26 protein-coding genes are annotated in these 26,271 nt (G+C 67.4%); 11 read left to right on the top strand and 15 right to left on the bottom strand.

Translation table 11 applies throughout. The annotated features are described in order from the left end of the window. Positions 1 to 65 precede the first annotated feature (65 nt). Both IEV96_RS06980 and IEV96_RS06975 read right to left on the bottom strand, forming a co-directional pair. Entirely contained in the window at positions 66 to 347 is a 282-nt protein-coding gene (locus tag IEV96_RS06980) for a DUF1294 domain-containing protein (protein ID WP_188509919.1), read from the bottom strand. Positions 348 to 469: 122 nt separating this feature from the next. Next, a complete protein-coding gene (locus IEV96_RS06975) occupies positions 470 to 889 on the bottom strand; it encodes a DUF1761 domain-containing protein (protein ID WP_188509918.1) in 420 nt (139 codons plus the stop codon). Positions 890 to 942: 53 nt separating this feature from the next. Here IEV96_RS06975 and IEV96_RS06970 point away from each other — a divergent pair, with 53 nt between their 5' ends. After that, positions 943 to 2,310 carry an MFS transporter gene (locus IEV96_RS06970; protein WP_188509917.1) on the top strand — a complete coding sequence of 456 codons (1,368 nt, stop codon included), beginning with the start codon at positions 943 to 945 and terminating at the stop codon, positions 2,308 to 2,310. A 34-nt stretch (positions 2,311 to 2,344) separates the two neighbouring features. On the opposite strand, the gene IEV96_RS16780 is transcribed toward IEV96_RS06970, so the two are convergent. From IEV96_RS16780 to IEV96_RS06950, 4 genes are all read right to left on the bottom strand, one after another. Continuing rightward, positions 2,345 to 6,130, bottom strand: coding sequence for a rhamnogalacturonan lyase family protein (locus tag IEV96_RS16780; protein ID WP_188509916.1), 3,786 nt, complete (start codon positions 6,128 to 6,130; stop codon positions 2,345 to 2,347). Positions 6,131 to 6,301: 171 nt separating this feature from the next. Beyond that, on the bottom strand, positions 6,302 to 6,775 hold the full coding sequence (locus IEV96_RS06960) for an NUDIX hydrolase (protein WP_188509915.1): 474 nt from the start codon (positions 6,773 to 6,775) through the stop codon (positions 6,302 to 6,304). Between the two features lie 106 nt (positions 6,776 to 6,881). Then, a complete protein-coding gene (locus IEV96_RS06955) occupies positions 6,882 to 7,337 on the bottom strand; it encodes an SRPBCC family protein (RefSeq protein WP_188509914.1) in 456 nt (151 codons plus the stop codon). Between the two features lie 244 nt (positions 7,338 to 7,581). Continuing rightward, a complete protein-coding gene (locus IEV96_RS06950) occupies positions 7,582 to 9,072 on the bottom strand; it encodes an HNH endonuclease signature motif containing protein (RefSeq protein WP_188509913.1) in 1,491 nt (496 codons plus the stop codon). A 128-nt stretch (positions 9,073 to 9,200) separates the two neighbouring features. On the opposite strand from IEV96_RS06950, the gene IEV96_RS06945 reads away from it, so the two are divergent. Together IEV96_RS06945 and IEV96_RS06940 are read left to right on the top strand one after the other, a co-directional pair. Further along, on the top strand, positions 9,201 to 9,533 hold the full coding sequence (locus IEV96_RS06945) for a hypothetical protein (RefSeq protein WP_229733123.1): 333 nt from the start codon (positions 9,201 to 9,203) through the stop codon (positions 9,531 to 9,533). Positions 9,534 to 9,671: 138 nt separating this feature from the next. Next, entirely contained in the window at positions 9,672 to 10,505 is an 834-nt protein-coding gene (locus IEV96_RS06940; protein ID WP_188509912.1) for an aldo/keto reductase, read from the top strand. Positions 10,506 to 10,557: 52 nt separating this feature from the next. Here the strand turns inward: IEV96_RS06940 and IEV96_RS06935 are convergent, their stop codons facing one another. The 3 genes from IEV96_RS06935 to IEV96_RS06925 all read right to left on the bottom strand — a co-directional run bounded on the left by IEV96_RS06935 (position 10,558) and on the right by IEV96_RS06925 (position 12,383). Next, positions 10,558 to 10,695: a hypothetical protein gene (locus tag IEV96_RS06935; RefSeq protein WP_188509911.1), complete on the bottom strand. Its 138-nt coding sequence runs from the start codon at positions 10,693 to 10,695 to the stop codon at positions 10,558 to 10,560. Between the two features lie 258 nt (positions 10,696 to 10,953). After that, positions 10,954 to 11,454, bottom strand: a complete 501-nt coding sequence (locus IEV96_RS06930) for a hypothetical protein (RefSeq protein ID WP_188509910.1) — start codon at positions 11,452 to 11,454, stop codon at positions 10,954 to 10,956. Positions 11,455 to 11,582: 128 nt separating this feature from the next. After that, positions 11,583 to 12,383: a hypothetical protein gene (locus IEV96_RS06925; protein WP_188509909.1), complete on the bottom strand. Its 801-nt coding sequence runs from the start codon at positions 12,381 to 12,383 to the stop codon at positions 11,583 to 11,585. 150 nt (positions 12,384 to 12,533) lie between these two features. On the opposite strand from IEV96_RS06925, the gene IEV96_RS06920 reads away from it, so the two are divergent. Beyond that, a complete protein-coding gene (locus tag IEV96_RS06920; protein ID WP_188509908.1) occupies positions 12,534 to 12,773 on the top strand; it encodes a hypothetical protein in 240 nt (79 codons plus the stop codon). 205 nt (positions 12,774 to 12,978) lie between these two features. Here IEV96_RS06920 and IEV96_RS06915 read toward each other — a convergent pair whose 3' ends face one another. The 3 genes from IEV96_RS06915 to IEV96_RS06905 form a co-directional block, all read right to left on the bottom strand. Then, positions 12,979 to 13,353 (bottom strand): VOC family protein, encoded by a 375-nt coding sequence (locus tag IEV96_RS06915; RefSeq protein ID WP_188509907.1) that lies wholly within the window; start codon positions 13,351 to 13,353, stop codon positions 12,979 to 12,981. A gap of 75 nt (positions 13,354 to 13,428) precedes the next feature. Next, positions 13,429 to 14,136: a helix-turn-helix transcriptional regulator gene (locus IEV96_RS06910; protein WP_188509906.1), complete on the bottom strand. Its 708-nt coding sequence runs from the start codon at positions 14,134 to 14,136 to the stop codon at positions 13,429 to 13,431. A 190-nt stretch (positions 14,137 to 14,326) separates the two neighbouring features. Next, positions 14,327 to 14,881 (bottom strand): TetR/AcrR family transcriptional regulator, encoded by a 555-nt coding sequence (locus IEV96_RS06905; protein ID WP_188509905.1) that lies wholly within the window; start codon positions 14,879 to 14,881, stop codon positions 14,327 to 14,329. Positions 14,882 to 14,948: 67 nt separating this feature from the next. Between IEV96_RS06905 and IEV96_RS06900 the strand changes: the two genes are divergently transcribed. Beyond that, positions 14,949 to 15,809 (top strand): enoyl-CoA hydratase/isomerase family protein, encoded by an 861-nt coding sequence (locus tag IEV96_RS06900; RefSeq protein ID WP_188509904.1) that lies wholly within the window; start codon positions 14,949 to 14,951, stop codon positions 15,807 to 15,809. 354 nt (positions 15,810 to 16,163) lie between these two features. Continuing rightward, a complete protein-coding gene (locus IEV96_RS06895; protein WP_188509903.1) occupies positions 16,164 to 18,698 on the top strand; it encodes an ATP-dependent Clp protease ATP-binding subunit in 2,535 nt (844 codons plus the stop codon). A gap of 93 nt (positions 18,699 to 18,791) precedes the next feature. On the opposite strand, the gene IEV96_RS06890 is transcribed toward IEV96_RS06895, so the two are convergent. Beyond that, positions 18,792 to 19,487, bottom strand: a complete 696-nt coding sequence (locus IEV96_RS06890) for an SDR family oxidoreductase (protein ID WP_188509902.1) — start codon at positions 19,485 to 19,487, stop codon at positions 18,792 to 18,794. Between the two features lie 101 nt (positions 19,488 to 19,588). On the opposite strand from IEV96_RS06890, the gene IEV96_RS06885 reads away from it, so the two are divergent. The 4 genes from IEV96_RS06885 (at position 19,589) to IEV96_RS06870 (ending at position 23,381) form a co-directional block, all read left to right on the top strand. After that, positions 19,589 to 20,446 (top strand): helix-turn-helix transcriptional regulator, encoded by an 858-nt coding sequence (locus IEV96_RS06885; RefSeq protein WP_188509901.1) that lies wholly within the window; start codon positions 19,589 to 19,591, stop codon positions 20,444 to 20,446. Between the two features lie 106 nt (positions 20,447 to 20,552). After that, positions 20,553 to 21,752 carry an NAD(P)/FAD-dependent oxidoreductase gene (locus tag IEV96_RS06880; protein WP_188509900.1) on the top strand — a complete coding sequence of 400 codons (1,200 nt, stop codon included), beginning with the start codon at positions 20,553 to 20,555 and terminating at the stop codon, positions 21,750 to 21,752. Then, complete coding sequence (gene sigJ, locus IEV96_RS06875) at positions 21,749 to 22,660, top strand: RNA polymerase sigma factor SigJ (RefSeq protein ID WP_188509899.1); 912 nt, start codon at positions 21,749 to 21,751, stop codon at positions 22,658 to 22,660. The genes IEV96_RS06880 and sigJ overlap by 4 nt, the downstream gene beginning before the upstream one ends. 58 nt (positions 22,661 to 22,718) lie before the next feature. Further along, a complete protein-coding gene (locus tag IEV96_RS06870) occupies positions 22,719 to 23,381 on the top strand; it encodes a DedA family protein (protein ID WP_188509898.1) in 663 nt (220 codons plus the stop codon). A 60-nt stretch (positions 23,382 to 23,441) separates the two neighbouring features. Here IEV96_RS06870 and IEV96_RS06865 read toward each other — a convergent pair whose 3' ends face one another. Together IEV96_RS06865 and IEV96_RS06860 are read right to left on the bottom strand one after the other, a co-directional pair. Beyond that, the gene (locus IEV96_RS06865; protein WP_229733121.1) at positions 23,442 to 24,578 is read right to left on the bottom strand and encodes a glycoside hydrolase family 3 N-terminal domain-containing protein; all 1,137 of its coding nucleotides are present in this window, start codon (positions 24,576 to 24,578) and stop codon (positions 23,442 to 23,444) included. 50 nt (positions 24,579 to 24,628) lie between these two features. Next, complete coding sequence (locus tag IEV96_RS06860; RefSeq protein WP_188509897.1) at positions 24,629 to 25,606, bottom strand: zinc-binding dehydrogenase; 978 nt, start codon at positions 25,604 to 25,606, stop codon at positions 24,629 to 24,631. A gap of 77 nt (positions 25,607 to 25,683) precedes the next feature. Here IEV96_RS06860 and IEV96_RS06855 point away from each other — a divergent pair, with 77 nt between their 5' ends. Further along, a complete protein-coding gene (locus tag IEV96_RS06855) occupies positions 25,684 to 26,265 on the top strand; it encodes a TetR/AcrR family transcriptional regulator (protein ID WP_188509896.1) in 582 nt (193 codons plus the stop codon). Positions 26,266 to 26,271: the final 6 nt, after the last annotated feature.

Raw genomic sequence — 26,271 nt, 5'->3', positions numbered from 1 at the left:
CGCCACGCAGAGAAGTCATTTCTTCACGGTATGGCGCGGCGGCCGTTCAGCGGAGGCCTTGCATTTCAGCCTGCTATCCGCAAGACGCTTGCCACGGGCGTCGTGAGAGCCACGAACGCGATGACATTCGCGGCCGCGGTGACCCAGAAGACCGCCCGGAACGAGCGCTTGGCCGTCTTGTGCCGCAGCGTCTGCTGGGCGATCACGGCCGCCGGCCAGCCGCCGAGGAGAGCGAGCAGGTGCAGGGTGTTTTCCGAGATGCGGTGCCTGCCGGTTCGGGCGGCTCTCTTGTCGATGGCGTAGACGACGAAGGTCACGACGCCGGCGCCAAGGTAGAGAGCGTGCACTCAGACCGGAAAGGGCCACTCGATCCAGACGCCGAGATACAGCGCCGCGAAGGCCGCCATCGCGAGATAGCCGGGCAGGGCGGGCGCCGCTCTGGTTCGCGCAGCCGCCGTGGCCCCGCGAGCTACGCCGGCCACACACCGATGATGAGCGCCATGATCACGAGCGTCACGAACTCGTGCGCGATGTTCAACACGGTGAGCCCGCTCGGACGACCGTCGAAGGCGTCGTGGGTGATGAACCGCGCGGCGGTGAAGCCCGCCCAGAGGATGATCGTGGTCACCAGCGCGTTCACGAGGAAGCTGCCGCCGTAGAAGTCCCACGAGATGTACACGGCGCCCGCGAGCACCCACGCGGTGATGAAGCTCACGATGAGCGTGATGGTGATGGGCCAGATCGCGTCCTTCGCGTTGCCCGAGGGCGTGATCTTCGCCAAGCGCATCCAATAGGTGCCGAACACCTTCGGCGTGTACCAGACCGAGCCGACGATCATGCTCGACAGCGTCGCGAGAATGACCGCCCAGTAGTTGATTTCGGGAGCCATGATGTCCTTTCGGCGTGCGGTTGAACGAATTCTATGGCTAACCTCGAAGAACCATGAGTGCCACCCGACCAGCAGAACGACTTCTCGCCCCGCAGTACTTCTGGACAACGGTCGGCGCCATCACCCTGATTTTCCTCGGCGCGTTCGAGTCGCTCGCCGTGACCACGATAATGCCCACCGTCAGCCGCGAACTCGACGGCGAGGCGCTCTATTCGCTCGCCTTCTCGGCCACGCTGGCGGCCAGTGTGATCGGCATGGTCGTCGCGGGCGGCTGGTCCGACCGGCGTGGACCGTCCGGACCGCTCGTCGCCTCGATGGTCGTCTTCGTCGTCGGTCTGGTGCTCTCCGGTACGGCCGAGAACATGCCCGTGTTCATCGTCGGCCGTTTCCTGCAGGGCCTCGGCTCTGGCGCGACGATCGTCGCGCTCTACGTCGTCGTCGCGCGCATCTACCCGGCCGCGCTGCACCCGCGCATGTTCGGCGCCTTCGCGACGGCGTGGGTGTTGCCGTCGCTCATCGGTCCGCCCGTCGCCGGTGCCGTGGCCGACACGGTCGGCTGGCACTGGGTGTTCCTCGGTGTCGGGGCGATCTGCGTGGTGGCCGCCGGGGCGATCGTCCCCGCGCTGCGCCACCTGCGGTCGGTGGACGTCGTCGTCGGAACGTCGGGCGCCCGCTGGGCGGTTCTCTGGGCGATCGTGGTCGCCATCGCGGTGCTCGCCATCGGGCTCGGCGGCGAAAACGGCGGACCGTTCGCCTGGCCCATCGTCGGGGTGGCCTTCGTGGTCGTGGTGATCGCGCTGCGTCCGCTGCTGCCGCGCGGCACCCTGGTCGCGCGACGCGGTCTGCCCGCGACCGTGCTGCTGCGCGGCGCGGTCGCGGCGCCGTTCTTCGCGACCGAGGTCTACCTGCCCTACCTGCTGCACGAACAGTACGGCCTGCCGTCGTGGCTCGCGGGCCTCATCCTCACGGTCGGCGCGCTGTCGTGGGCCGCCGGATCGACCCTGCAGGGGCGCCTCGGTGACCGGATGTCGCATGCCGCTACCGTGCGCATCGGCGCGGCCATCGTCTTCGCCGGTATAGCCGTGGAGCTGCTGACCGCGGCCCTGTTGTTGACCCCGATCGTCGCGGCGGCGGGCTGGCTGCTCGCCGGCGGAGGTATGGGCCTGCTCTTCCCGCGCCTGTCGACCCTCGTACTGTCGCTCTCCAGCGACACCGATCAGGGGTTCAACAGCTCGGCACTGACCATCGCCGACTCGACGGCGGCGGCCACGGCGATCGCGTTCGCCGGTCTGGTCTTCACCGCGTTCGGCGCGGCGAGCGGCGGCGGTTTCGTCGCGGCTCTGGCGTTGACGACGGTGCTGGCCCTGGTCGCGATCCCGATCGCCGCCCGGGTGCACGCGCGCACGCCGGTGGTCGAGTAGGCACACCACCGACCCACTCGACCAGCCGCCGGCGCTATTTCTTGACCACCACCGTCAGCGGCGCACTCGACGTCGCGCCGGCCGCGTTCGCCAACTCGAGCCGGTACTCATAGCTGCCGACCGCCCGTCCGGTGAGCGGCACGGCGATCTTCTGCGCGCTGGGCGACGATCCGACGAGGGGCCCGGATGACACGGCCACCCCGTTCTCGAACAGGGTGTACGACGTGCCGTTCGTATCCCACCACAGGTTGCCGGTCACGGCGAACGCGCCGTCGCCGTCCCAGTTGTTGTGGCTCAGCACCGCGACGCCGGGGTTGGCCGCGTTCACCACGACCGTCACCGACGTCGTCGCGGTCACGCCCTTGGAGTTGATCAGCTCGCCCGTGTAGACGTAGCGACCGTTCGGCTTGCCGGTCACCGCGAACCCGGCGGTCTGCGCGAGCGGCGACTGGTCGGCGAGCAGTTTCGTGCTCACCAGGATGCCGTTCTCGTAGAGCCGGAACGCCGTGCCGTTCTCGCCCCACCACAGGTTCATGGTGATGCCGTAGTTGCCGTCGTGCAGCCCGTTCTCCCGGCCGCTGGTCGACGTGAGCGTGCCACGACCGGGCGCCGTCTTCGCCGAGTCCGCGGGCAGCACGAGCAGCGTGACCCGCTCCACCGTCTCGAGACCGGCGTTGTTCACGGCGCGCACGACCAGCTCGCGTTCGCCCGGCTCGGCGGCGACGAGCGCGTCGGGTGCGACCGCCGCACCGTCGAGCGTCACCTCGAGGGTGCGCACGCCGCTCTCGGCGTCCGTCGCCGTGACGCCGAGCTGCACGGGTGTCGCTACCGTGCCCGACGGCAGCCCTGCGAGAACGGGAGCCGTGTCATCCGTCACCGTCTGATGGGCGACGTACGCGATCGACGGAGCCGCGGGGGTCGCCATGCCGTCGCCCAGGAAGAAACCCGTGTGCGGCGGCTGGTTGTAGGCGGTGTTCTGCCAGGCGACGCCGGCGCGGTAGACGGGGTCGTGCATGAGGGTGCGGATGCGGTGCTCCGTTTCATCCACCGTCGTGAACACCCGCAGGAACGTCCCGTCGTCGCCGCGCGTCACGATCTCCTCGCGCCAGTCGCCGAACAGGTCGGCCTGCAGCACCGGGTTGCCCTTCGTGCCGTTGTTCGATCGGGTGCCCGTGGCGCGGAACACCTCGACCGACTCGTTGGTCGTCCAGTCCCACTTGGAGATGGTCGGCACACCGGTGAGCGCCGTGGCGTCCCAGGCGTGGTCGGTGATCTCGCGCAGCAGGTCGCCGTCCCACCAGGTGAGGAAGTTGGCGGCCGGGATGCTCGTCGAGAGCTGTTCTCCCTCGGCGGTCTTCAGCGTTCCGACGCGCGAGTTCCACGCGTAGTCCCCGCCGATCGACCACGCCTCGTTGCCCGCGTGCGTCGGATCGATGTCGCCCGCGGCTCCGCGACCGGTGTCCCTCGTGCCCTTCGTCGACCAGATCACCTCGCCGGTCTTCGCGTCGCGCATGGCGGCCGCGATGCCGCCGTTGGCGCCGAGGTCCTCGAACACGCTGTAGACCTCGAGACCGGGCCGGCTCGGGATGTGGTCGGTGAGGTGCGACGCGTCACCGTGGTGCAGGTTGGTGTTGTAGAGCACGCTGCCGTCGTCGTCGAGCGCCATGGCGCCGAACGTGATCTCGTCGAGGCCGTCGCCGTCGACGTCGGCCACCGAGAGGTTGTGGTTGCCCTGACCGGTGTACTGCGCGCCGGCCGTGTTCGAGTCGAAGCTCCAGCGCTTCACGAGCTCGCCCGCGACCAGATCGTACGTGACGATGACCGTGCGCGTGTAGTAGCCGCGGCTGACCACGAGGCTCGGGTGTTCCCCGTCGAGGTAGGCCGTGCCGGCGAGGAAGCGATCGACCCGGTTGCCGTAGGAGTCACCCCACGACGCGACGTTGCCGCGCCCCGGCTCGTAGTCGACGGTGTCGATCGCTGCTCCCGTCGCGCCGTCGAACACCGTGAGGAATTCTGGGCCGCTCAGGATGTACCCGCCGCTGTTGCGGTAGTCGGCGGCGGCGTTGCCGATCACGGTGCCCGCGCCGTCGACGGTGCCGTCCGCGGTCTTGAACGCGACCTCGGCCTTCCCGTCGCCGTCGTAGTCGAAGACCTGCACCTGCGTGTAGTGCGCGCCGGCACGGATGTTCTTGCCGAGCTGGATGCGCCAGAGCTTCGTGCCGTCTAACCGGTACGCGTCGACGAAGACCTCGCCCGTGTAGCCCGCCTGCGAGTTGTCCTTCGAATCGGACGGGCTCCACAGCATCACGATCTCGTACTCGCCGTCGCCGTCGAGGTCGCCGACGCTCGCGTCACCGGGGGAGTAGGTGTAGGCCAGCCCGTTCGCGTGGACGCCGTCGGCCGGCTTGTCGAGCGGGATGTCGAGGTGCTGCTCGGCCCAGACGCCGAACGCGTCGGTCACGGTGACCTCCCGGTCGCCGATCTGCGCCGTGACGAAGTATTGGGACTGCTCGGTGCCGTCCGGGTCGACGAGGTTGGTGCTGCCGGTGATCGGCGTGCTGCTGATGCGTGCGCCGTCGCGGTAGACGGCGAACGAGATGTCGTCGCTGTCGAGTCCGAGCATGCGCCAGCCGAGATAGACGCCGTCGTCGGTCTTGACGGCCACGGGCGCGCGGTCGAGGTACTCGGCCTGGCGAACGAGGGTCGTCGCCACCGGGGTCGCGAAGGACGCAGAAGCCGCGGATGCTCCGCCGGCGTTCACCGCGATGACCCGGTAGAAATATGCCCGGGTCGTGAGAACCATGGTGTCGGTGAAGGTCGGCGCGGTAGTGGTGCCGACAGTCTGGAACGGGCCGTCCGCCGTGAGACCCCGCTCGACGGTGTAGCCGGTGGCCGTGTCATCCGCGGTCCAGGAGAAGGTGACGTCGTTGCGGTTGACCACGCCGAGGGTGAATCCGGTGGGCACGGCGGGAACGGGAGTGTCGGCGTCGACGATCTTCGCGTTCACCTGGTTGGACGGGCCGGACGGCTGGCCCGACGCGTTGAGCGCCACGACCGTGTAGAAGTACTCGAGCCCGAGGGTCACGGTGGCGTCGGTCGCAGCGGGCGCGGTGACCTCGGCGACCGGGCCGCTCGCGCCGGTGGCGGTGGTCGAGCGGAACAGGCGGTATCCGCTCGCGCCGTCGACGGGCTGCCAGGCGAGGTCGACGCTCGGCGGCGTGGCGAGGGCGTTGACGCTGGTTACCGCGAGGGCGGTCGGCGCGGCGATCGTCGGTTCGATCCTGAGTCCGTTGATGCGCGGCGAGTTTCCGGTGTAGACCACGTTGAGCTGCCCGTCGGAGACGACGACGCTCGGCGCGACGCGTTCGGCGACGACGCCGCTCGCGGAACTCTGGTTGCCGAGCGCGACGCCCTCGAACGAGATGTTCGTGGAGCTCGAGGCGATCATGTCGCCGGTCCAGGCGGTGATCTGGTATTCGCCGTTCGGGATGTCGGCCTTGAATTCGATCGGCGAGGTGCCGGTGACGAAGTCGCGTTGCACGTCGCCGCTCGCGGCGCCCCGGTCACGGTCGATGAGCGTGGCCAGGCTGGTGAAGCCGTACCCGAGGTCGGCGGTGTAGAGGGTCGTCGAACTGACCCGGGTGTGGCCGGCCGCGACCACGGATGTGGCCGTGCCGAAGTCGTAGGCGAGCGGCGCGACCGGCGCGGCGTTGGCCAGGCCGGGGGTGGCGATAGCGCCGATCAGGGCCGCGACGGCGACCGTGCTGGCCGCGGCAGCGACGCGCATGCGGCGCCGATCATGGGTGACGGGGTCGGGCATGGGTCTACTGAAGACAGGGCTGGTCAATTCGAATCTCCCTTGATTCTGCATTGATCGTGACGCACCGGAATGTGGTGGAGCGCGCCCAATCGGAAACCGCTTTCCGAGTTGTGTGTCGAATCTATCCGCGGCACCCCGCGACGGTCAACGGTTTAACCGAAAGAGGGCGCCCTAGCGCAGCGTCGCCTCGAGCGCGCCCAGCGCCGGCACCTGGCCCTTGACGAGTCTCGTGCGCGCGACTTCCGCCGAGCACCACTCGGCGCGGTCGATTTCGGGAAAGGTGATCTCGCGCCCGCTTCCGCGCGGCCACTCGACGGTGACGGGGTTGCTCGCGAAGGCGTGCTCGTCGAAATGCAGGTCGCCCTCGGCCGCGAACACAGTCACGACCTTGCCCGACACGTACCGGAAGTCGCCGAGCCTCACGTACTCGGCCCGAGGTGCGGGCTGGCCGATCTCCTCGGCGAATTCGCGCCGGGCGGTCTCGAACTCGTCTTCGCCGGGTTCGATGAGTCCCTTCGGGATCGACCACGCCGCGGCATCCCGTCTCGCCCAGATCGGGCCGCCCATGTGGCCGATGAACACTTCGAGCGTCTCGCGTCGCCGGTACAGCAGGATGCCCGCGCTGTGGTCGGCGGAGGTAGGCATCCCTCAGCCTAAACGGCGAAGGCCCCCGCAGCGGAAGCTGCGGGGGCCTTCGAGGTAACTAACCGACTACACCGTGCGGTGCGCCATGTACGAGTGGGAGGTCTCGTTAGTTGGCGACGTCTCCGCGCCAGGCACCTGTCGCGGTGTGCTGCTCCTCGATGAACTTCTTGAAGTTGTCGAGGTCGCTCTTTATGATGTGGTCGTCGACGCCGAGTACGGCGCCGGCCTTCTCGGCAAGGCCGCTGGCTTCCCAGTCGAGCTGCACGGTCACGCGCGTCTCGTCGTCCTTCAGCTTGTGGAAGGTGACCACGCCGGCGTGGTTCTCTTCGCCGCCGACGCTGTTCCAGGCGACGCGCTCGTCGGCGTGCTGCTCGGTGATCTCGGCGTCGAATTCGCGCTCGATGCCGGCGACCTTGACCTTCCAGTGGGTGAGGGTATCGGTGGTCTGCGTGATCGACTCGACGAAGCTCAGGAACTTGGGGAACGTCTCGAACTGCGTCCACTGGTTGTAGGCCGTCGAAACGGGAACGTTGACGTCGACGGTTTTGATGACCTGGGGCATTGCTCTCTTCTTCCTGTTGATCTCTCTGGTGGATTGATCTGTCGGTTGCATTGATGTGCCGGCCACAAGGGTCGTGGCCACCCCTTCGACGTTACGGAGCCGCCGGAGCGCTCGCTGCCCCTCGCCACCGCGACGGTCGGGTGCTAGTGTCCGGGGCCGGTCGCCCGTTCACAGGATCGCCCGTTCACAGGATCGCCCGTTCGCCGGTTCGCCGTTCGCCGTCCGGCGACGGCGCCCGCCCCCGTCAGCCCGCCGCCTCCCGCTCGAGGTCGCGAAGTGCCGCGCTCTTCGAGGGCATCTCGCGCGGCACGCGCTCGGGGTCGATGTCGGCGGGAGGCAACAGCCAGTAGTCGGGCCCGTTGCGCATGATCTCCCATCCGTTGTCGTGCAGCAGCAGATGGTGATGTCGACAGAGCAGGATGCCGTTCTCGATGTTGGTGGGCCCGTGGTCGCGTTTCCAGTGCCGTATGTGGTGCGCTTCGGTCCAAGAGGGTGGCCGGTCGCAGCCTGGCCATCGACAACCGCCATCGCGGGCGGCGAGCGCGATGCGTTGCCGTGCCGTGAACAGGCGTTGTTCGCGCCCGACGTCGATGGGTTGGCCGGTGAAGAAGTCGATCGTGAGAGTGCCCACGTCGCAAGCATTGCGTTCGATCGTCGCGATGGAGACCGGTATGTCGAGTCCCTCGATGCGTCCGTGGCCGCTAACCGGGGCTGGCGCGGCACCGGCAGCAGCACCCGCACCCGCGCCGCCTCCAGCACCAGCACCGCCACCGCCACCAGTGCCGAACGCCGAACCCGCACGGGCGCGTTTCGCCGCCTCGAGCGCTGACACGTTGGCGAGCAGCCGCACCGCCGGCACGCGAGACCCCACGACTATGCGCGATTCGTCGGCCGCCGAGCCGGTGCGCAGAACCTGAAGGAACGCGTCGTGCACGTACTGGTCGGTCGTGCGCCCGTCGGCCACGACGGCATCCGCCCACGCCTTGTCGTCGGGGTCGACGAACCGTGGCCCGCCCCGGCGAGGCGAGGTGATCGAGTCGTAGAGGGAGTCGAGGAACGCCGTGGACTCGAGATCGGCGTCGACGATGTACCGATTGAGGCCGTTCGGGCGCCGCACCCGCCGCACGGCGCGCTGCTCGTAGATCTGGCGTTCACGCTCGACGATGCCGGCTTCGTCGAGGTCGTCGCGCAGTTCGCGGGCGCGCTTGAACATCGCGTCTGCGTCGAGCGGCAACGAGACCAGTAGTGCCGCGGCCTCGGCTAGCTGCTCGGCGGTCACTCCCTCGGCCGGCACGCCCAGCCCCGCTTGGATTGACGTGGCCGCCGCGACCGACAGCGTTCCCGCCGTCACCGCTCGCCCGACCTCGCGCATCCAGGACGAGCCCGACGGCGTCGGCTCGTGGGCGTCGAGCACGAGGGCGCCGGCTTTCACCAGAGTGACCGCGTCGCGTGCCGTCGAGCCCGTCTCGTGCTGCACGAGTTTCTCGGGCGTACGGAACCCCGAGCGCTGTGCCAACCCGGAATGCCCGAGCGACGGGTCGGAGCGCCGCCCCACTTCGCCGGCGACGACCGCCGCCGCGGTGTCGACGGCACGGCGCACCGCCGCGAGGGACCGCTGAGCCGCCAGCAGCTCGTCGTCGGGGAGTGACGTGAAGACCGTGGCATCCGAAGGCACCGCCTCTGCGCACTGCAGCAGGGTGGCGATAGCCGCATCGAGAGGGACCGTGGAAGACATGGGTCAATTTTCCCAAGCGAGGTTTGCGGGTGGGGAAGATCCGGGCAAACTCGGGACCGTTGTCCACAGGCAGTTTCTGTGGAGGACCGGTTGACCCGCCCCCTACCACCGCGAGTACGGTCGTGCCCATGGCGAACATTGTGGAGAAAATCGCGCAACAGGTCACGTCCGTTGGCGCGAAGGCAAGCTATGGAGAGCCGGTCACCGTCGGCGGGGTCGAGCTCGTTCCCGTCGCGGTGGTCTGGTTCGGATTCGGCGGCGGCAGCGACGAAGCCGAGCAGGGCGGAGGGGGCGGCGGAGGCGCCAGCATCCCCGTCGGCGCCTACGTGCGCGGGCCGGACGGCGCGAGATTCAAGCCGAATCTCGTGGCGCTGCTCGCGGTCACGGTGCCGCTCGCCTGGGCGGTGAGTTGGGGCATCGTCGGAATTGCGCTGGCGTCCGGCGGCAGGCGCAAGCGGTAGGAGGCTGCAGACGGCCTTACTCACCCAGCGACGAAAAACCTAATCCGTGTCATCCGGTATATATCTCGGCGCGACAGGCGTTGGCTTGTCGATGTGGCGCAACCCGTCACTGTTCCGCAATGTAAGGAGAACGGCTCTATGAGTGCAGTACCCACCATCAAACTGAACGACGGCGTAGAGATTCCCCAGCTCGGATTCGGCGTGTTCCAGGTCCCGCCAGAGGACACCAAGGAAGCCACGCTCCAGGCGCTCGAGGTCGGCTACCGCCACATCGACACCGCCGAGATGTACGGCAACGAGAAGGGTGTCGGCGAGGCCCTCGTCGAGTCCGGCATTCCGCGCGACGAGATCTTCGTCACGAGCAAGCTCAACAACACGTTCCACGCGCGCGAAGACGCGCTCAAGGCGTTCGACACCACCATGGAGACGCTCGGCTTCGAGACGCTCGACCTCTTCCTCATCCACTGGCCGATGCCGGCCGTCGGCGACTACGTCGAGACCTGGAAGGCCATGGAGGAGATGAAGGCGTCCGGCCGTGTCCGCTCGATCGGCGTGTCCAACTTCCAGCCCGCGCACCTCCAGCGTCTGTTCGACGAGACCGAGACCGTGCCCTCCGTCAACCAGATCGAGGTGCACCCGTACCTCACGAACGAAGTCGCCCGCGCGTTCAACACCGAGCACGGCATCGCCACCGAGGCGTGGTCGCCGATCGCGAAGGGCAACGTGCTCACCGACCCCGTCGTCACCGCGATCGCCGACCGGGTCGGCCGCAGCGCCGCCCAGGTCACGCTGCGCTGGCACATCCAGCGTGGCGACATCGTGTTCCCGAAGTCGGTCACCCGCAGCCGGGTCGAGGAGAACCTCGCCCTGTTCGACTTCGAGTTGACCGACGACGACATCGCCGCCATCGCGAAGCTCAACCGCGACGAGCGCACCGGCCCCGACCCCGACACGTTCAACTGGATCCCGTAACCCCCGGTTAAACGAAACTGCCCGCCTCGATCGAGGCGGGCAGTTTGTCGTTCTACTTGGTCGACTCTGACTCTTCGTCTTCTTCGGGGTTGAAGTTGCTGTCGGCCCCGAGGGTCACCGCGATTCCGTCGTCGGAGTTCGGGATGGTCTGGTCGTCGCCGAGTCCGTCTGGCTTTTTCTTGTCGTTCATGTGGAGCACCTAACTTTCGTGTGGTTCATGTCTACGCGGCGCCCCCGCAGCGATCAAGCGCTCGGGGCGGATTATGAGACTCGACGCCTCGTGCGGTAGCGCTTCGTGTCGAACACGAAGCCGAGCACGTTCACCACGACGTCCACGAGTAGTAGCCACATGTCGAGAGTGTAAGTCGGGATGCCCACCGGGCGCTAGAGACCGGCTCCGTCGGCAAGAGATGCGGATGCTGCGCCGACACGCCTCCGGACGACACTGTTACCCGGCCACCGCACCGAGCACCGCGGCGAGCGCGACGCCCGCCGCCGCCACCCCGATAGTCCATCGCCACCTGATCAGCCGTAGGACCGCGGCCGGCACGGTGAACAGCGGCGGCACGAGGTACAGCCAGGAGAAGTCGAGCGACGACTCGACCGACGGAATGGCGAGAATGCCGACGCCCCGGCTCATGCCGGAGTACAGGTGCACGGCCAGCAGCACACTCGCGAAGATCACCGTGAAGCGCCCGCCGCGTTCCCGGTTGTGCAGGGCGACACCGACGACGATGACCGCGACCATGTACCCGATCACGAGCCCGAGCGTCGCACCGAGGAGGATCGTCTGCAGGCCGGAGACTTCGTGCCGCGCCTGTGCGATGGCGACGAGCGCGATCGTCCAACGGACGGCGGCGCCGCCGACGAACGAAGCCCCGACGACCGCCAGCGCGAACCTCGAGATGAGTGGTCGCGGCACCGACGGGGTCGCGCCGCTGTCCGTCATCTACCGCCCCTTCACCGTGTGGAAACCTCAGGTTACGGGATCGTCGAGCGCCGACCAACCACAACACGCACGGAGAAGCCGCCCGCGTCAGACGCGGGCGGCTTTTCTTGGGTGGTGATGGCGGAGCGTTACTTACCGAGTCCCGCGCGGTCGACCTTGCGGTGGTAGCGCATGCCGGCGAGTCCGCCGAGAACGGCTCCCGCGAGGCTCACGACGAGCGCCAGCACGGCGGTGATGATGCCCGCTGTGGTGAGTTCGCCCTCGCCGATCGGGATGCGAGGGAAGGTGTCGAGGCTCGACAACACGTTGTACTGGCTACCCGCGATCGCTCCGACGATGGCCAGCACGATGGCAATCACGATCGCCCAGATCCATACCGCGACGCCCTGCTTCGCGCCGCTGAACCGCGCCATGCGGCCCGCGACGTACCCGCCGCAGTAGTAGGCGATCAGCAGGATCACGAGGACCGCGATCGCTCCGATAATGCCGATGGTCTCGGCGTCGGCCTGCGCGACGTCGGTCACGTCGTCACTCGTGGTCTCCGTGCCGAGGCCAAGGGCGGCTCCGGCCCCGGCGACCAGGGCGGTCAGGATCACGACGGTACCGGTGGCGGTCAGCCAGCCGAAGAACGCCGAGCCGAACTTGAACCCGCCGAATTCTTCCTTCTCGCGGGCTACGACGTTCTGGCGCACGGTGCGGCCGTCGGCGCTCGGTTCGGTGGCGGGTCGGCGCTCGGACGGGACGCTGCCGGTGGATGTCACGGGCTGTTCGTAAACGACGGGACGTTCGGCGACCGGGGTGCCGTCCGCGTCGACCGTGCGGGCGGGCTCAGCGTCGACGGGGCGATCTGCCCGGTGTCCGGCCGAGGCGTCGGCCGCGGCGGCCTCCCGTCGGCGGTCGTTTTCGATGGGATCGTTTGCGTTGGTCATGGTGTTACCCCTTTGTACGTGGAGACGGTGCACATCCACTAAGCACCCTCGGCACACCGACGGGCAATGGTTTACCCGGTAGTGGCGCTCGACACGAATGTGTGCGTGTGGCGATAGGTCGGGTGGGCGATAGCGCGCTAGGCTCCCGCCATGACTTCCCGGCCTCCCACCGCCCGAGCCACGTGGACTCGAATTGCTCTCTTAGCCCTGATCGCCGGCGCCCTCGCAGCCTTGGGTCTGGTCGGTCAGCGGGTCTTCGAATCGGCCGACGGATTCGCAGCGCTCTTCCTCGCGATCACCTCGACGCTTTCGGTGGTGCTGGCCCTCGTCGCCATTATCGGCGCGGTGAGGCTCCTCACCACCGACCGCCGCTCGACCCCCGTTAAATAGCCTCGTTTCCCAGGAGATCTCGAGAGGGGCCTTGGGTTGCGGAGAAGCTACGTGCTTGGGACAGGCGAACAGGCGGGTAGGTGATACCGGATGTTCTCTGAAGTGGCGGTCTCTTATCGCGCAGCCGCCTCACCGGAGGCCGAGGGGCCGGCTTCGGGTGTCCGTTTCAGGATCCCTCAACGGGCACCTGAAGGCCGCCGTCCGATCACGGGGCTGGGCGTGAGAAGAGATTGACGAGGTTGCCGTCAGGATCGCGGAAGAGGGTAGACCTGTTGCCCCACGGCATGGTTGTTGGCCGAAGCGCGACGTCGTCAAGCACGTCGTGGAGGCGTGCGAATTCGGCGTCGACGTCGGTGACAAGGAATTCGATGATGATCGAGTTGTTGCTGGCCGGTTGTGGCGCGCTGTTGCCGAGCATGGCGACCGTCGCCGTGCTCGCTATCGCCAGGGTGCCCGAGTCTGTTCGCAATTCTGCGAACACCGGAGCGGGCCGCGTGGCCGTGATTCCCGTCACCGCCTCGTAGAAGCGGGTGAGCCGGTCGACGTCCTGCGTAATGATGCGGATTGATGCGAGTTCCATGTCTTCCTTCCAGCCGAGCCATCCAGCCCGGCGTCATCAGTTTGGGTGGCCCGAGCGACAACGTCGTGTCGGTGTTTAGGGCGAATTCTGGCCCAGCCCGACTGCCCGCAGCCGCCCCTCGACGATGCCGAGGTCCTCCGCCCGGAGCGTTCGACGCGGTGCCCGCTCGATCAGAGGCTCTGCCTGGAGGATCCGGTCGCCCCGGAACGCGCGAAGATCATCGCGAAGCCGACACCACGCGATCAGGTACCAGCTGTCACCCTTACCGACGAACCCCATCGGTTCGACGTCCCGCTCGGTCGCACCGCCGTCCCGGTCGGTGTACGAGATCCGAAGAACCTGTCCGGTTCGCAAGGCTGCCGCTAGACCACGGGGCGCTCCGGTCGGCTTTTCGTCGCCGAGCAGGTGGATGCGCGAAGCCAGGTCGGCCGTCTCCCTCAAACTGCGATCGTCTGTGACGGCGATGATCTTGCGCAGCGCCGACGTCGCCGAATCACGGAAGGGGCTCGTAGCCAAGGAGCCCAGGGCAACCATCATGGCGAGAGCTTCGTCGACCGTGAACCCGAGCGGTGAGAGGGTGTGCGCAGTGTCAAGGCAGTATCCGCCTGTACGACCGGGTTCTGCCCAGATCGGCACTCCGCTCTGCTGCAGCGCCGACAAGTCCCGCTCGATGGTTCGCGAACTCACGCCGAACCGGTCGGCAAGCCACCGGGCGCTTCTCGGTCGTGGTGCCACGGCCCGCAGTTCCTCCACGAGTGCATAGAGCCTGTCGGTGCGAGTCATACCCCGACCCTAGTTCCGCGGATCGATAGTTGATGTCCGTTAGCCGGTCCTTCAGCGGGCGCGAGCCAGACATCGTCGCGGCCTGATGCAGTGCAGTCACGGGACGCGCTAATCGATCGCTAGTCGTTATGATCTGCAAAGCGGACGCAGCCATGCCGTCGGAGCTGAAGAAACTCGAAGCTAAATGCTTCTAGTGATCAAGCGGGACCGGGCTCAGGGCGATTCTCGCGACGGATTCAAGCTCGCTCCGGGTGGCTCCTTCGAGAGCACGCGCTGCGAGACCTGCCAGAACGCTGTTCACGTACTCGGCCATGTCTTCGGCGTCTGCGGTGCTCCCGAATTCGCCGGCGACAATGCCCGCCTCGAAACGGTGTCGAATAGCCTCGCGGGTCTGTTCGCGGCGTGTGGCGAGTCTCGGTTCGCGCATTACCAGGCATCCGTGGGGAGCGTCATCGCGCGTGAAGCCAATGACAGCCGACCGGAACAGCGCCTTAGCGACTTCCCGGATAGATGAGTGCGCAAGGTCAGCCCGCAGGGCATCGTCGAGGCCCCTGATGTAGAGCTGGGCAGCTTCATCGAAGAGGTCGGTCTTGCTGCCGAACGCTCCGTAAAGGCTCGGTTGGTTGATGCCGAGCTTCTGCGCGAGCTTCGCCGTCGTCACGCCATCGAATCCCTCAGCCCAGAATTCGCGCATAGCGCTGTCGAGCGCGACGTCACGATCGAAGAGTCGAGGTCTGCCAGTCATGAACTTACTTTAGCAGTCACTACAGAACCGTGTTAGGTTCTGTAGTCCCTACTACAAAAGGAAATCGATGACGTACGAAAATTTTGAAGCGATCCGGGTAGCCGTGGATGCTGGGGTCGCGACCGTGACCTTGGATAACCCGCCGGTAAATGTCGAGGATGCCAAATTGGTCCGCGACCTCACGCGGTTCGCACGGACCGTGGCTACCGACTCATCAGTGCAAGTGATCGTCTACCAGAGCGCCAATCCGGACTTCTTCGCTGCCCACGCGGACAACGGGTGGATGTTCGACCCCAGCGGGCTGATGGCCCTCGCGGACCCTGATGGCGACCCGGGTCTGAACCCGTTGCAGCAGCTGCATGAGCGCCTGCGCACCCTGCCCCAGGTGACTATTGCGAAGCTTCGAGGGCGTCTCCGCGCTGGCGGCGCGGAGCTGGCGATGACGGCAGACATGCGTTTCGCTGCTGCCGGTGAGACGTGGCTGTCTCAGCCGGAATCGCTCATGGGTATTTTCCCCGGCGGCGGCGGCACGCAGTACCTCAACCGTCTGGTGGGCCGAGCCCGCGGTCTGGAAATCGCCCTCAGCGGTGAGCTGTATGACAGCGCCACCGCCGAACGATACGGATGGATCAACCGAGAAATCGCACCCCAGTACCTCGACGCGTGGGTATCCACTATCGCGCGTCGCATCGCCGCCCTACCTACGGGTGTCGCCACGGCAGCCAAGGAGGCCTTCGACGCCGCGGAAGCCAGCGGCCCCGTTCCCGACCTTCGTGAAGAGGCCAAGGCCCACGGCAAGGTCTACCCCTCGCCGCCTTCGGTTGTTGCCCGCGTCCGCGTCCTCATGGACCACGGCGGACAGCAGCCCATCGGCGAGATCGACCTCGAAGGAACTCTCCGCAGCATTCCCTGGCCCGCCGCCGAGTAAACGGTCGGGTGACCGGAAGTGGTGTTTTCGGTCACCCCGTCTCGCTGCAACCGCGGGTCGCGAGAGTAGCTCGCGACCCGCCCGGTGAGATTGCCCGCGGGGGTGCGCTAACTGCAAGTTACTTCGAGGGGGACGCGAGTGCGGGCGGTGCTTGCTCGGCTTGCTGTGCGAAGCCCCGTACATCGAGAAGCTCTTGACTCGCGAGATGGGACCAGGCTCGGCACTACTGAGCTTGATCCCATCAACCGCGCGACAGGTCTGAAAATTCATGCGACGGCACAATGCGGGAATGAAATCGCCGGCCGAGCGTTAACTTGAGTCGAAGGCACTCAAGTTTCACCACGGAGGTCATAATTGCCTAACACACCAGACGCCAGCAGCTCGTTCGACGAGTTCCTCGCGCGCTACCTACAGGGCGAGCGCTCGGCCGAGTCGCCGCGCGCCATCAACATCGGCCGCCTGCTCAGCCGCAGCAGCCGTGAGATGCTCGCCGAGGCCGGCCAGTTCGCCCTCGACCACGGCCACAACGAGCTCGACGCACTGCACATCCTGCGGGTGCTTGCCGCGAACGAGCCGGCCGCGGGCGCGATCCGCGGTGTCGGCGCGAGCCCGGACGCCGTCGTCGCCGCCGTCGAGAAGCGTCTGCCCGAGGCATCCGGATACGCGGGCGACGAAACCCCGTCGCTGACGCAATCCGGCCAGCGCGCGATCTTCCACGCGCTGCAGGTGGCCCGCGCGGCCGGCAGCACCTACATCGACCCCGAGCACCTCTTCTTCGCGCTCGTTCTCAACCAGGACTCGCCCGCCGGCCAGGTGCTCACCGCCGCCGGCGTGACGCCCGAGGCCCTGCAGAACAACCTGCGCGAGACCGTGACCACCGCTCCCCAGACGGAGGAGACGGCGACCGAGCAGACCTCGGAGACGCCGACCCTCGACACCTACGGCTCCGACCTGACCGAGCGCGCCCGCAACGGCGAGCTCGACCCGGTGATCGGCCGCGCCGACGAGATCGAGCAGACCATCGAGATCCTGTCCCGCCGCACGAAGAACAACCCCGTGCTCATCGGCGAGGCGGGCGTCGGCAAGACCGCGATCGTCGAGGGACTCGCCCAGGCAATCGTCGACGGCGGCGTTCCCGAGCAACTGCGGGGCAAGCGCCTCGTCAGCCTCGACCTGCCCGCCATGCTCGCCGGTACCAAGTACCGCGGCGATTTCGAGGAGCGCCTCACCAAGCTCATGGACGAGATCCGCGCCCACAAGAGCGACCTCATCATCTTCATCGACGAGATCCACACCGTCGTCGGCGCCGGTGGCGCGGGCGAGGGCGGCATGGACGCGGGCAACATCCTGAAGCCGCGTCTCGCCAAGGGCGACCTGCACCTCGTGGGCGCGACCACCCTCAAGGAGTACCGCTCCATCGAGAAGGACCCCGCGCTCGAGCGCCGGTTCCAGCCGGTCCAGGTGGGGGAGCCCGGCATCGAAGACGCCGTTCTCATCCTGTCGGGGCTGCGCAAGGCATACGAGGACCACCACGCGGTCAGATATACGGATGCGGCCATCCGCGCCTCGGTCGAGCTGTCGGCCCGGTACGTGACCGACCGCTTCCTGCCCGACAAGGCCATCGACCTCATCGACCAGGCTGGGGCGCGCTTGCGCCTCAAGCTCGGTTCGAAGGTCGACGTCTCGGCGCTGCTCGAGGAGCTCGCCGTCCTCGAGGCCTCGAAGAACTCGGCCGTCGCCGCCGAGAAGTACGAGGAGGCGTCGAAGTTCCGCGACGACATCGAAGCGGTGCAGGCCAGGCTCGACGGATCTAAGTCGTCGACGCCGGCCGACGCGGTGGTCGACGAGGCCGAGATCGCGGCGGTGATCTCGCGTGCCACGGGTATCCCGGCGGCGCGCCTCACCGAGGCCGACCGTTCGCGCCTTGCCAAGCTCGAGACCGAGCTGCACGCCCGCGTGATCGGCCAGCACGACGCGGTATCCGTCGTCTCCAAGTCCGTCCGGCGCAACCGCACGGGCATGGGCGACAAGAACCGGCCCGTCGGCAGCTTCCTCTTCCTCGGTCCGACCGGTGTCGGCAAGACCGAGCTGGCGAAGGCCCTCGCCGAGTCGCTGTTCGGCGACGAAAAGGCCATGCTGCGCTTCGACATGAGCGAGTTCGGCGAGCGTCACACCGTCTCGCGGCTGGTCGGTGCCCCTCCCGGATACGTCGGTTACGACGAGGCCGGACAGCTCACCGAGCGCATCCGCCGCAACCCCTACTCGGTCGTCCTGTTCGACGAGATCGAGAAGGCCCACCCCGACGTCTTCAACCTGCTGTTGCAGGTTCTGGATGACGGGCGACTCACCGACGGCCAGGGCCGCACCGTCGACTTCCGCAACGCCGTCATCATCATGACGTCGAACGTGGGTGCCGAGGTGCTGGCCAGCCGCAGCGGGGCCATGGGCTTCGTGGGGTCGACCACCGCCGACGGATTCGCGTCGGAGAAGGACCTGCGCGACCGCGTGATGGGCAAGCTGCGCGAGGCGATGCGCCCCGAGTTCCTCAACCGCATCGACGAGATCGTGTTGTTCCGCAAGCTCGACAAGGCGCAGCTGCGCGAGATCGTGCGGCTGTTGCTCACGGCGACGCAGGCGCGACTCGACGGCCGCTCGATCGGGCTGACCGTCACCGACGCCGCCGTGGACTGGATCGCGGAGCACGGCTACGAGCCCGAGTACGGTGCCCGCCCGTTGCGTCGGCTGATCCAGCGCGAGCTCGACGACCGCATCGCCGACCTGCTCGTGACCGACGCGCTGCTCGACGGCGGAGCGCTCACGGTCGACGCGGTCGACGGTGCCCTCAGGGTCACGGTCGCTGAGCCTGTCGAAGCGCAGCTGGCGGCTTAACTGCCGGTTGAGTAGGTCGCTCTAGCGACCGTATCGAAACCCCTCCCGAGGTCTCGATACGGCCGCGGGCGGCCTACTCGACCGGCGTGACCGCTACCAGGGCATGACCCCGTCGCGCGCCACGAACGTGCCCGTTGGGCCGTCGGTGCCGATGGTGGCCATCGCCACGACCGCGTCGGTTCCCTCGGTCACGGTCTGCGGTCCGCTGTTGCCGTTCAGGTCGGTCGCCGTGTACCCGGGGTCGACCGCGTTGACCCGCATCTCGGGAAACGCCTTCGCGTACTGCACCGCGAGCATCGTGGCAGCCGATTTCGACGAGCCGTACGCGATCGTCGCGAAGGTCGACTCGATGTGCGCCGGGTCGTTCACCCGGTCGAACGAGCCGAGTCCGCTCGAGACGTTCACGACGACGGGCGACTGCGACTTGCGCAGCAGCGGGAGCATCGCGTGCGTCACGCGCACGATGCCGAACACGTTGACGTCGTACACCTCGCGAACGATGTCGGCCGTCACGTCGGCCGAGTCGGCCTGCGACCCCGAGACGCCGGCGTTGTTGACGAGCACGTCGAGGTGGCCGGCCTCTTCGAGAATGGATGCCGCGGCGCCCGCCACCGACGCGTCATCCGTCACATCGATCTGTACGAACCTCGCGCCGAGCGATTCGGCCGCGGCCGCTCCCTTCTCTGCGTCGCGGGCTCCGAGATAGACGGTGTGGCCGAGTTCGATGAGGCGTCGTGCGGTTTCGAAACCGAGACCCTTGTTGGCTCCTGTGATGAGTGTTGTTGTCATGGCTCCAGCGTGCGGCCGGCGTGTTCGGTGGAGAAGGCACGCTGTTGACTATGGACTGCGAGTACCACCATCCGCGGGCGCGCAGGGTGGAGACTGAAGCAATGAACGACGTCGCGCCCCACGAACTCGCTGTCATCCTGCGCGCCTGGCGCGACCGGCTGGCCCCCGAGGCGGCGGGCATGCCGCGCGGCAGCGGCCGCCGCGCCCCCGGTCTGCGGCGCGAAGAGCTCGCGTCTCTCGCCGGTGTCTCCGTCGACTACCTCGTGCGGCTCGAGCAGGGACGGTCGACGAGTCCGTCTCCCCAGGTGCTGGCGGCGATCGCCCGCGCGTTGCGCCTGACGAACGAGGAGCGCGACCACCTCTACCGCGTAGCCGGAGCGGCCGTGCCCACGAGCGCGGACGTTCCGCGACACCTCACCCCGAGCATCCAGCGCATCGTCGACCGTCTCGGCGACACACCGGCGGCCGTGTTTTCTGCGACGTGGGACCTGATCAGCTGGAATCCGCTCTGGGCGGCCCTGCAGGGTGACCCTTCCCTGTATTCGGGCAGGGCGGCGAACGTCGCGTGGCGCGTCTTTATGTCGGGGGAGAATCCCGAGATCATCCAGAGCGTGGAGGAAGCCGACAATTTCGAGCACGACCTCGCCGCCGACCTGCGTTCGGCCTCGGGGCGGTACCCGAACGACAGGGCCCTCGCCGAGCTGATCGCGACGCTGCTGAAGTCGAGCCCCCGGTTTGCCGACCTCTGGTCGTGCGCCCGGGTGGCGACTCACCTCTCGTCGAAGAAGATCGTGCACACGGCGATGGTGGGCCCCATCGCCCTCGACTGCGACGTGCTGATGGTGCCCGGCAGTGACCTGCGCGTCGTCGTCTACACGGCCGAACCGGGCTCGACCGACGCCGCCCGCCTCGACCTGCTGCGCGTCGCGGGGCTGCAACAGCTGACCCCCGCCGGTTGACGCCGTCGCGCGGCGTCCCCGGCCGGGGCGTGTCCGACCGAGAGCTTCTTCACATTCAGGATGGCTGTGTCGTCATGAGTAGTAGAGGGCTATCTCAGGAGGACTAATGATAACGATCGTCATCGTCGGAGGCGGGTACGCCGGCGTCATCTGCGCGAACCGCCTGCGCTCGTCGCTCAGTCATGTGGAAGCAGCCAGCGTCCGCATTCGACTGGTCAACCCCGAGGAGCATTTTTACGAGCGCATCCGCTTCCATGAGGTGGCCGCAGGCACCCGTGACACTGCGGCCATACCACTCGTAGACATGCTGCACCCCGATGTGCAGCTCACTATCGGCACGGCGGTGCAGATCGATCCCGCAAAGCGCGTTGTCGACGTGCGGGAGGCGAGTGGCGGGCTCTCCACCCACCCATACGACAAGCTCGTCTATGCGGTGGGAAGCGGTGACTCCACGGACCGAGTCAGAGGCGCGCGCGAGTTTACGTACGCCATAGCTGACCCTCATTCGGCCACCGCGGCGGCGGGAGCGATCGCCGCTGCCGGCACTGGACAACGTGTCGTCGTCGTCGGAGGCGGTTTCACCGGAGTGGAGACGGCCGCGGAGGTCGCGGAACAGAATCCGAAGCTGCGGGTCACTCTGGCCACGTCAGGGCCGTTGGTCAGTCCCATGCGTGCTCGGGCGCGGCGCAGCATCACCAAGCGACTCCATCGGCTGGGCGTCGAAATCGAGGACCGGTCTTTTGTGTCCTCCGTAACCCAGGGCGCTCTGCATTTCGTTGACGAGTCGACGATGGAGTTCGACGTCTGCTTGTGGACAGCCGGGTTCTCCGTGCCGGACCTTGCTCGGGACAGCGGTCTCGCCTGCGATGAGGTCGGGCGGCTACGAGTCGATGAGCATCTCCGCTCGATCGACGCCCCAGATGTACTTGGCGCCGGCGACGCCGTGCGACTTCCCGAGCAGTACGGACACCACCTGCGCATGGGTTGCGCGGCGGCGCTCCCGCTCGGCGGCGCGGCGGCCGATGTCCTCCTTGCCCTCCTGCGCCGCCGATCATTGCCGATCGCGTCAGTCGGGTTCCTGGTGCAGTGCATCAGCATCGGTCGGCGCGACGGCTACGTTCAATTTGTGAAGTCAAACGACACAGCAACACCTTTCGCCCTCAGTGGCTCACCTGGTGCACGGTTCAAAGAGATGATCTGCGCGATGACTGTCGACGGTCCGCGCAAAGAGCGGAGCAAGCCGGGTGCATACTGGGCGCCCAAGGGGCCGAAGCCATTGCCCCACAGGGAGCTGACTAGCGCATGACCGTTGCACCACCAGGGAGTGCTGACCACCGTCGGTTATTCGGCGTCGCCTACCGAATCCTCGGTTCGGTGCACGACGCCGAAGATGCTGTGCAAGAAGGGCTCGTGCGCTGGCACCGTCTGGATCAGGATCAGCGCGACCTGGTGCGAGAGCCGATGGCCTGGCTCACTCGCGTCGTCAGTCGGATTTGCCTGGATGAATTGGGGTCGGCACGAGCTCGTCGCGAACAGTACACCGGCATTTGGTTGCCCGAGCCACTCATCGGCACCTATGCCGGGAAGGGCTCGGGTCGTGAAGCGATGGACCCGGCCGATTCCATCAGTCTGGACGAGTCGGTGTCTCTGGCGCTCCTCGTCGCGATGGAAAGATTGAGTCCGGGGGAGCGGGTCAGTTTGATTCTTCACGACGTCTTTGGTCTCAGTTTCGATGACGTGGCCGAAATCGTCGGGCGGACAACCGGATCATGCCGACAGCTCGCCTCCATCGCTCGACGCAAGATCGGAGCGCCTCCTCGGTCGGCGTCGACGCCGTCGGACCAGAAGGGTCGCGAAGGAGTACTCACGGCTTTTCTCGGTGCGTGCATGAGCGGCGATCTGGAAACGCTCGTCCGCGTCCTAGACCCGAGCGTCGTGTCGAGAGCCGATGGTGGCGACCACATCCGCGCAGCACGGAAAGCTGTTGTCGGATCGGACCTCGTTGCGCGTTATCTTCTCGGAGTCGTCGGGAAACAGCGTCAGCTCACCGCGACGCTAGCAACCACGATCGAACTGGTGAACGGTCGCACGGGAATCGTCACGCGTGACCAGGACAGGATCATTGGCGTCTTCGATCTGGAGATTGTCAACGGTCGAGTCACCGAGATCGCAATCCAAGTCAACCCGGACAAGCTTCACGTCTACGCGCCCTGAGATCGAACCCCTCCTCCCACCCAAACTCCGCTCAGGTTCGCCCCTTACCCTCGAACCCATGCCCACCGACATTGCCGATGGTTCCCAGCTCACAGGTTTCGCGGATTGGGCGGTCGGGGTGATGGAGACGCTCGGCGCTCCGGGTGCCGGTCTCGTGATCGCGATCGAGAATCTCTTCCCGCCGCTGCCGAGCGAAGTCATCCTGCCGCTCGCCGGTTTTACCGCGAGCCGCGGCAGCTTCGGTCTCGTCGACGCGATCTTCTTCACCACCCTCGGCTCGATCGTCGGCGCGTGGGTGCTCTACGCCCTCGGTGCCTGGCTCGGCCGCAACCGCGTGCGCGCGATCGTCGAGAAGCTGCCGCTCATGAGCGCCGAGGACTTCGACAAGACCGAAGACTGGTTCGGCAAGCACGGTACGAAGGCGATTTTCTTCGGGCGGATGGTCCCGCTCTTCCGCAGCTTCATCTCGCTGCCCGCAGGGGTCGAGCGGATGAACCCGCTCGCGTTCACCGCCCTGACGGCCGCCGGCAGCCTCATCTGGAACTCCATCTTCGTGATCGCCGGGTTCTACCTCGGCGAGAACTGGCACGTCGTCGAGCAGTACGCCGGCGTGTTCCAGAAGATCGTGATCGCCATCGTGGTCGCGCTGGTCGCCTGGTTCGTGGTGACGCGGGTGCGCAGCATCCGGGCGCGAAAGCGCGAGGAGTCGCTGGTCGAGTAGCTCGCGCAGCGAGCGGCCACGCTGGTTGAGTAGCTCGCGCAGCGAGCGTATCGAAACCCGCTAGTCGGCGTTCTTCAGCGTCAGCACCCGTCGCGCCGCGGCATCCACCTGGTTCGCGAAGGCCGGGTCGGTCTGCGCTCTCGCGAGGACCGCGTCGATCATCTCCGCGGCGATCGACGGCGATCGCGACACCAGCACGATGTCGCAGCCGGCCTCGATCGCGAGCACCGCACGCTCGGCGGGCGACCATGCCGTCACCTGCGCGGCCCCCGACAGGTCGTCCGTCATGATCACGCCGTCGAATTCGAGCCCGTCGCGCAGCAGTCCGGTGACGACGGTGGGGGAGAAGACGGCGGGCGCCGTCGAGTCGATCTGTGCGTAGATCGCCGACGACATCATGACGACGTTCGCCCCCGACGCGATCTCGCTGCGGTAGATGCCGACGCTGTCGCTCTGCGCGTTCGTGGTCGTGTCGGTTACGCCCGCCGTGTCGTCGGTGTTGGCCGTGACCGCGCCGAGCCCGGGGAAGTGCTTCACCACGCTGGTGACCCCACCCGCGGTCATGCCGGCGCGAAACGCGTCCGCGTGAGCCACGATGCCCGGGGCGTCGAACGCGAACTCGCGGTCATACCCTCCGATGGGCGGGTTGGATGTCGCGGCTTCCCTCGATGCGATGAGATCCACCACCGGCGCGAGGTTCATGTTGACCCCGGCCGAGGCTAGTTCGCGGGCCCAGGTCGTGGCGCTGGTCTGCAGGCTGGCCGCATCCATCGCCCCTTGATCCAGAGCGGACGGCATCTCGCTGAACCCCGGCCCCGTGAGCACCTGCACCTGGCCGCCCTCTTGGTCGGTCGAGACGAGCAGCGGGCGATCCGGCGGAGCGGACGCGGTGAACTGCGCCACGACCGCGGCGGTCGCGGCCGTTCCGTCGCTCGAGCGTCCTGAGAGGAAGACGCCACCGACGAACCGGTCGCGCACGGCCGAGACCGTGGCGGCCTCGGGTGCCGACGCGGTCGTGCCGATCATGAACACCTGGCCGACGCGCTGTTCGAGGGTGAGCCCGGCGAGCGGGTCGGCCGTGGCGGTCGGGGTGGGAGTCGGCGGCAGGGTGGTCGCGGTGGGCTGCGGCGCGGGTGAAGCGCACCCCGCGAGCATCAGCGCTGCAGCGGAGAGCACAATCCACGAGCGCGTCTTCACCCTCACCACCCTACGCGTGCCCCCACGCCGGTTGAGCCTGTCGAAACCCTTTACGGCCGCAGCAGCACCTTCCCCGCACGCCCCTCGATGAAGTTGGCCTTGCTGGCGGCGCCCACCTCGTCGAACGAGTAGGTCGCCTCGATGGGCAGGGTGAGCGATCCCTCGCGGATGCGCAGGCCGAGCTCGCCGAGCAGGCCCGCGCGCTTGTCCGCGCCCATGGAACCCATGACCTTGCTGCCCCAGAAGCCCTTCACGGCGATGTCGTTGAAGATGATGGCGCCCGAGCTGATCTCCATCACGGGCGAGTCCATCGCGCCGAAGACGATCAGCGTGCCGCCGGGGGAGAGCAGTGAAACGAGGTCGCCCGAGGCGCTGCCGCCGACGGAGTCGAGGCCAGTGGTGATGGGCTGATCGCCGACGATCTCCTTGACTTTGTCCTGCCAGCCGTCGGTGTCGGTGGCGACGATGTTGCTGATGCCCTGTGCCGCTAGCTCCTCGACGCGGGCTTCCTTGCGGACCAGCCCGATCACGTTGATGCCGCGAGCGACGGCAAGCTGCGCGACGAGGCGCCCGACCGCTCCGTTGGCCGCGTTCTGCAGCAGCCAGTCGCCCTCCTTCAGGTCGAGGGTGTCGAGCAGCGCGATGGCGCTGAACGGCATCGAGACCAGCTGGGCGGCGACCTCGTCGGCGAGCGAGTCGTCGACCGGGATGAGGGCGGCGGCCTTGGCGATGAAGTACTCGGCCCAGACGCCGAAGGTTCCGCCGGTGGCGACGCGCTGGCCGACGGTGAGGTGCGTGACATCCGAACCCAGGGCGTCGACGACACCGACCGCTTCGGTGCCGGCGCGGGCGGGCATCTCGGGCTTGAAGCCGTAGGTGCCGCGGATGGTCCACAGGTCGTGGTTGTGGATCGGGCTCAGCAGGGTACGCACGCGCACCTCGCCCGCTCCGGGCTCGGGCGTTTCGACGTTCTCGACCGCGAGAACCTCCGAGGGCTCTCCGAACTGGTGATGGATGATGGCGCGCATGGCGACCTCGACTCTCTGTGAACTGGTCGTTCCACTATACTGCAATGACCAGTTCAAAAAAGTAGGGGAGCCTGGAGATGGGTCGCTCGAAGACATTCGCCGACGTCGAAGTCGTGCGTGCGGCGCGAGAGGCGTTCTGGAGCAGGGGCTACGAGAGCACTGGCATCGCCGACCTCGAGACCGCGACCGGGCTCAACCGCTCGAGCATCTACCACGCGTTCGGCAGCAAGCGCGGCCTGTTCGACGAGGCCGTCGAGTCGTACCTCGACGACGTGGTGCGCCCCCGGCTCGCGCCCCTCGCGGCCGAGGTGGTCGCCCCCGACGCGCTCGAGACCTACCTGCGCGGACTCCGCGAGGCGATGGTCGACGAGCCGACCTCTCTTGCGGTGAACGGATGTCTCTTGCTGAACGCCACGGCGGCGATGCTCGGTCACGAAAACGGACTGCAGGAGGTCGTGACGAGATACACCGCCGAGCTGCGGGCCGGCGTGACCGCGGGGGCGATCGCGTTGCACCCCGACCTCGACGCTCCGACGATCGACCTGATCGCGACCACGGTCACCGGTCTGGTGTTCGCGTCGATGGTGGTCGTGCGCGTCGACCGCGCTGCCGCGGGCCGCATGCTCGACGCCGCACTGAGCGCCTCCGCCAGGGTATAGCGCGCC

The organism is Conyzicola nivalis (genome assembly GCF_014639655.1).
GTDB classification, from domain to species: domain Bacteria; phylum Actinomycetota; class Actinomycetes; order Actinomycetales; family Microbacteriaceae; genus Conyzicola; species Conyzicola nivalis.
Note: the sequence above shows the minus strand (reverse complement) of the source record. Positions and strands in the feature narration are given on the sequence as shown.

Coding starts and splice junctions, on each gene's coding strand:
- IEV96_RS06920 (WP_188509908.1), top strand. CDS start 12,534: ATGACTTCCCGGCCTCCCACCGCCCGAGCCACGTGGACTCGAATTGCT.
- IEV96_RS06880 (WP_188509900.1), top strand. CDS start 20,553: ATGATAACGATCGTCATCGTCGGAGGCGGGTACGCCGGCGTCATCTGC.
- IEV96_RS06955 (WP_188509914.1), bottom strand. CDS start 7,337: ATGCCCCAGGTCATCAAAACCGTCGACGTCAACGTTCCCGTTTCGACG.
- IEV96_RS06950 (WP_188509913.1), bottom strand. CDS start 9,072: ATGTCTTCCACGGTCCCTCTCGATGCGGCTATCGCCACCCTGCTGCAG.
- IEV96_RS16780 (WP_188509916.1), bottom strand. CDS start 6,130: ATGCCCGACCCCGTCACCCATGATCGGCGCCGCATGCGCGTCGCTGCC.
- IEV96_RS06890 (WP_188509902.1), bottom strand. CDS start 19,487: ATGACAACAACACTCATCACAGGAGCCAACAAGGGTCTCGGTTTCGAA.
- IEV96_RS06910 (WP_188509906.1), bottom strand. CDS start 14,136: ATGACTCGCACCGACAGGCTCTATGCACTCGTGGAGGAACTGCGGGCC.
- IEV96_RS06870 (WP_188509898.1), top strand. CDS start 22,719: ATGCCCACCGACATTGCCGATGGTTCCCAGCTCACAGGTTTCGCGGAT.
- IEV96_RS06960 (WP_188509915.1), bottom strand. CDS start 6,775: ATGCCTACCTCCGCCGACCACAGCGCGGGCATCCTGCTGTACCGGCGA.
- IEV96_RS06940 (WP_188509912.1), top strand. CDS start 9,672: ATGAGTGCAGTACCCACCATCAAACTGAACGACGGCGTAGAGATTCCC.
- IEV96_RS06905 (WP_188509905.1), bottom strand. CDS start 14,881: ATGACTGGCAGACCTCGACTCTTCGATCGTGACGTCGCGCTCGACAGC.
- IEV96_RS06915 (WP_188509907.1), bottom strand. CDS start 13,353: ATGGAACTCGCATCAATCCGCATCATTACGCAGGACGTCGACCGGCTC.
- IEV96_RS06855 (WP_188509896.1), top strand. CDS start 25,684: ATGGGTCGCTCGAAGACATTCGCCGACGTCGAAGTCGTGCGTGCGGCG.
- IEV96_RS06945 (WP_229733123.1), top strand. CDS start 9,201: ATGGCGAACATTGTGGAGAAAATCGCGCAACAGGTCACGTCCGTTGGC.
- IEV96_RS06970 (WP_188509917.1), top strand. CDS start 943: ATGAGTGCCACCCGACCAGCAGAACGACTTCTCGCCCCGCAGTACTTC.
- IEV96_RS06935 (WP_188509911.1), bottom strand. CDS start 10,695: ATGAACGACAAGAAAAAGCCAGACGGACTCGGCGACGACCAGACCATC.
- sigJ (WP_188509899.1), top strand. CDS start 21,749: ATGACCGTTGCACCACCAGGGAGTGCTGACCACCGTCGGTTATTCGGC.
- IEV96_RS06885 (WP_188509901.1), top strand. CDS start 19,589: ATGAACGACGTCGCGCCCCACGAACTCGCTGTCATCCTGCGCGCCTGG.
- IEV96_RS06930 (WP_188509910.1), bottom strand. CDS start 11,454: ATGACGGACAGCGGCGCGACCCCGTCGGTGCCGCGACCACTCATCTCG.
- IEV96_RS06900 (WP_188509904.1), top strand. CDS start 14,949: ATGACGTACGAAAATTTTGAAGCGATCCGGGTAGCCGTGGATGCTGGG.
- IEV96_RS06860 (WP_188509897.1), bottom strand. CDS start 25,606: ATGCGCGCCATCATCCATCACCAGTTCGGAGAGCCCTCGGAGGTTCTC.
- IEV96_RS06925 (WP_188509909.1), bottom strand. CDS start 12,383: ATGACCAACGCAAACGATCCCATCGAAAACGACCGCCGACGGGAGGCC.
- IEV96_RS06975 (WP_188509918.1), bottom strand. CDS start 889: ATGGCTCCCGAAATCAACTACTGGGCGGTCATTCTCGCGACGCTGTCG.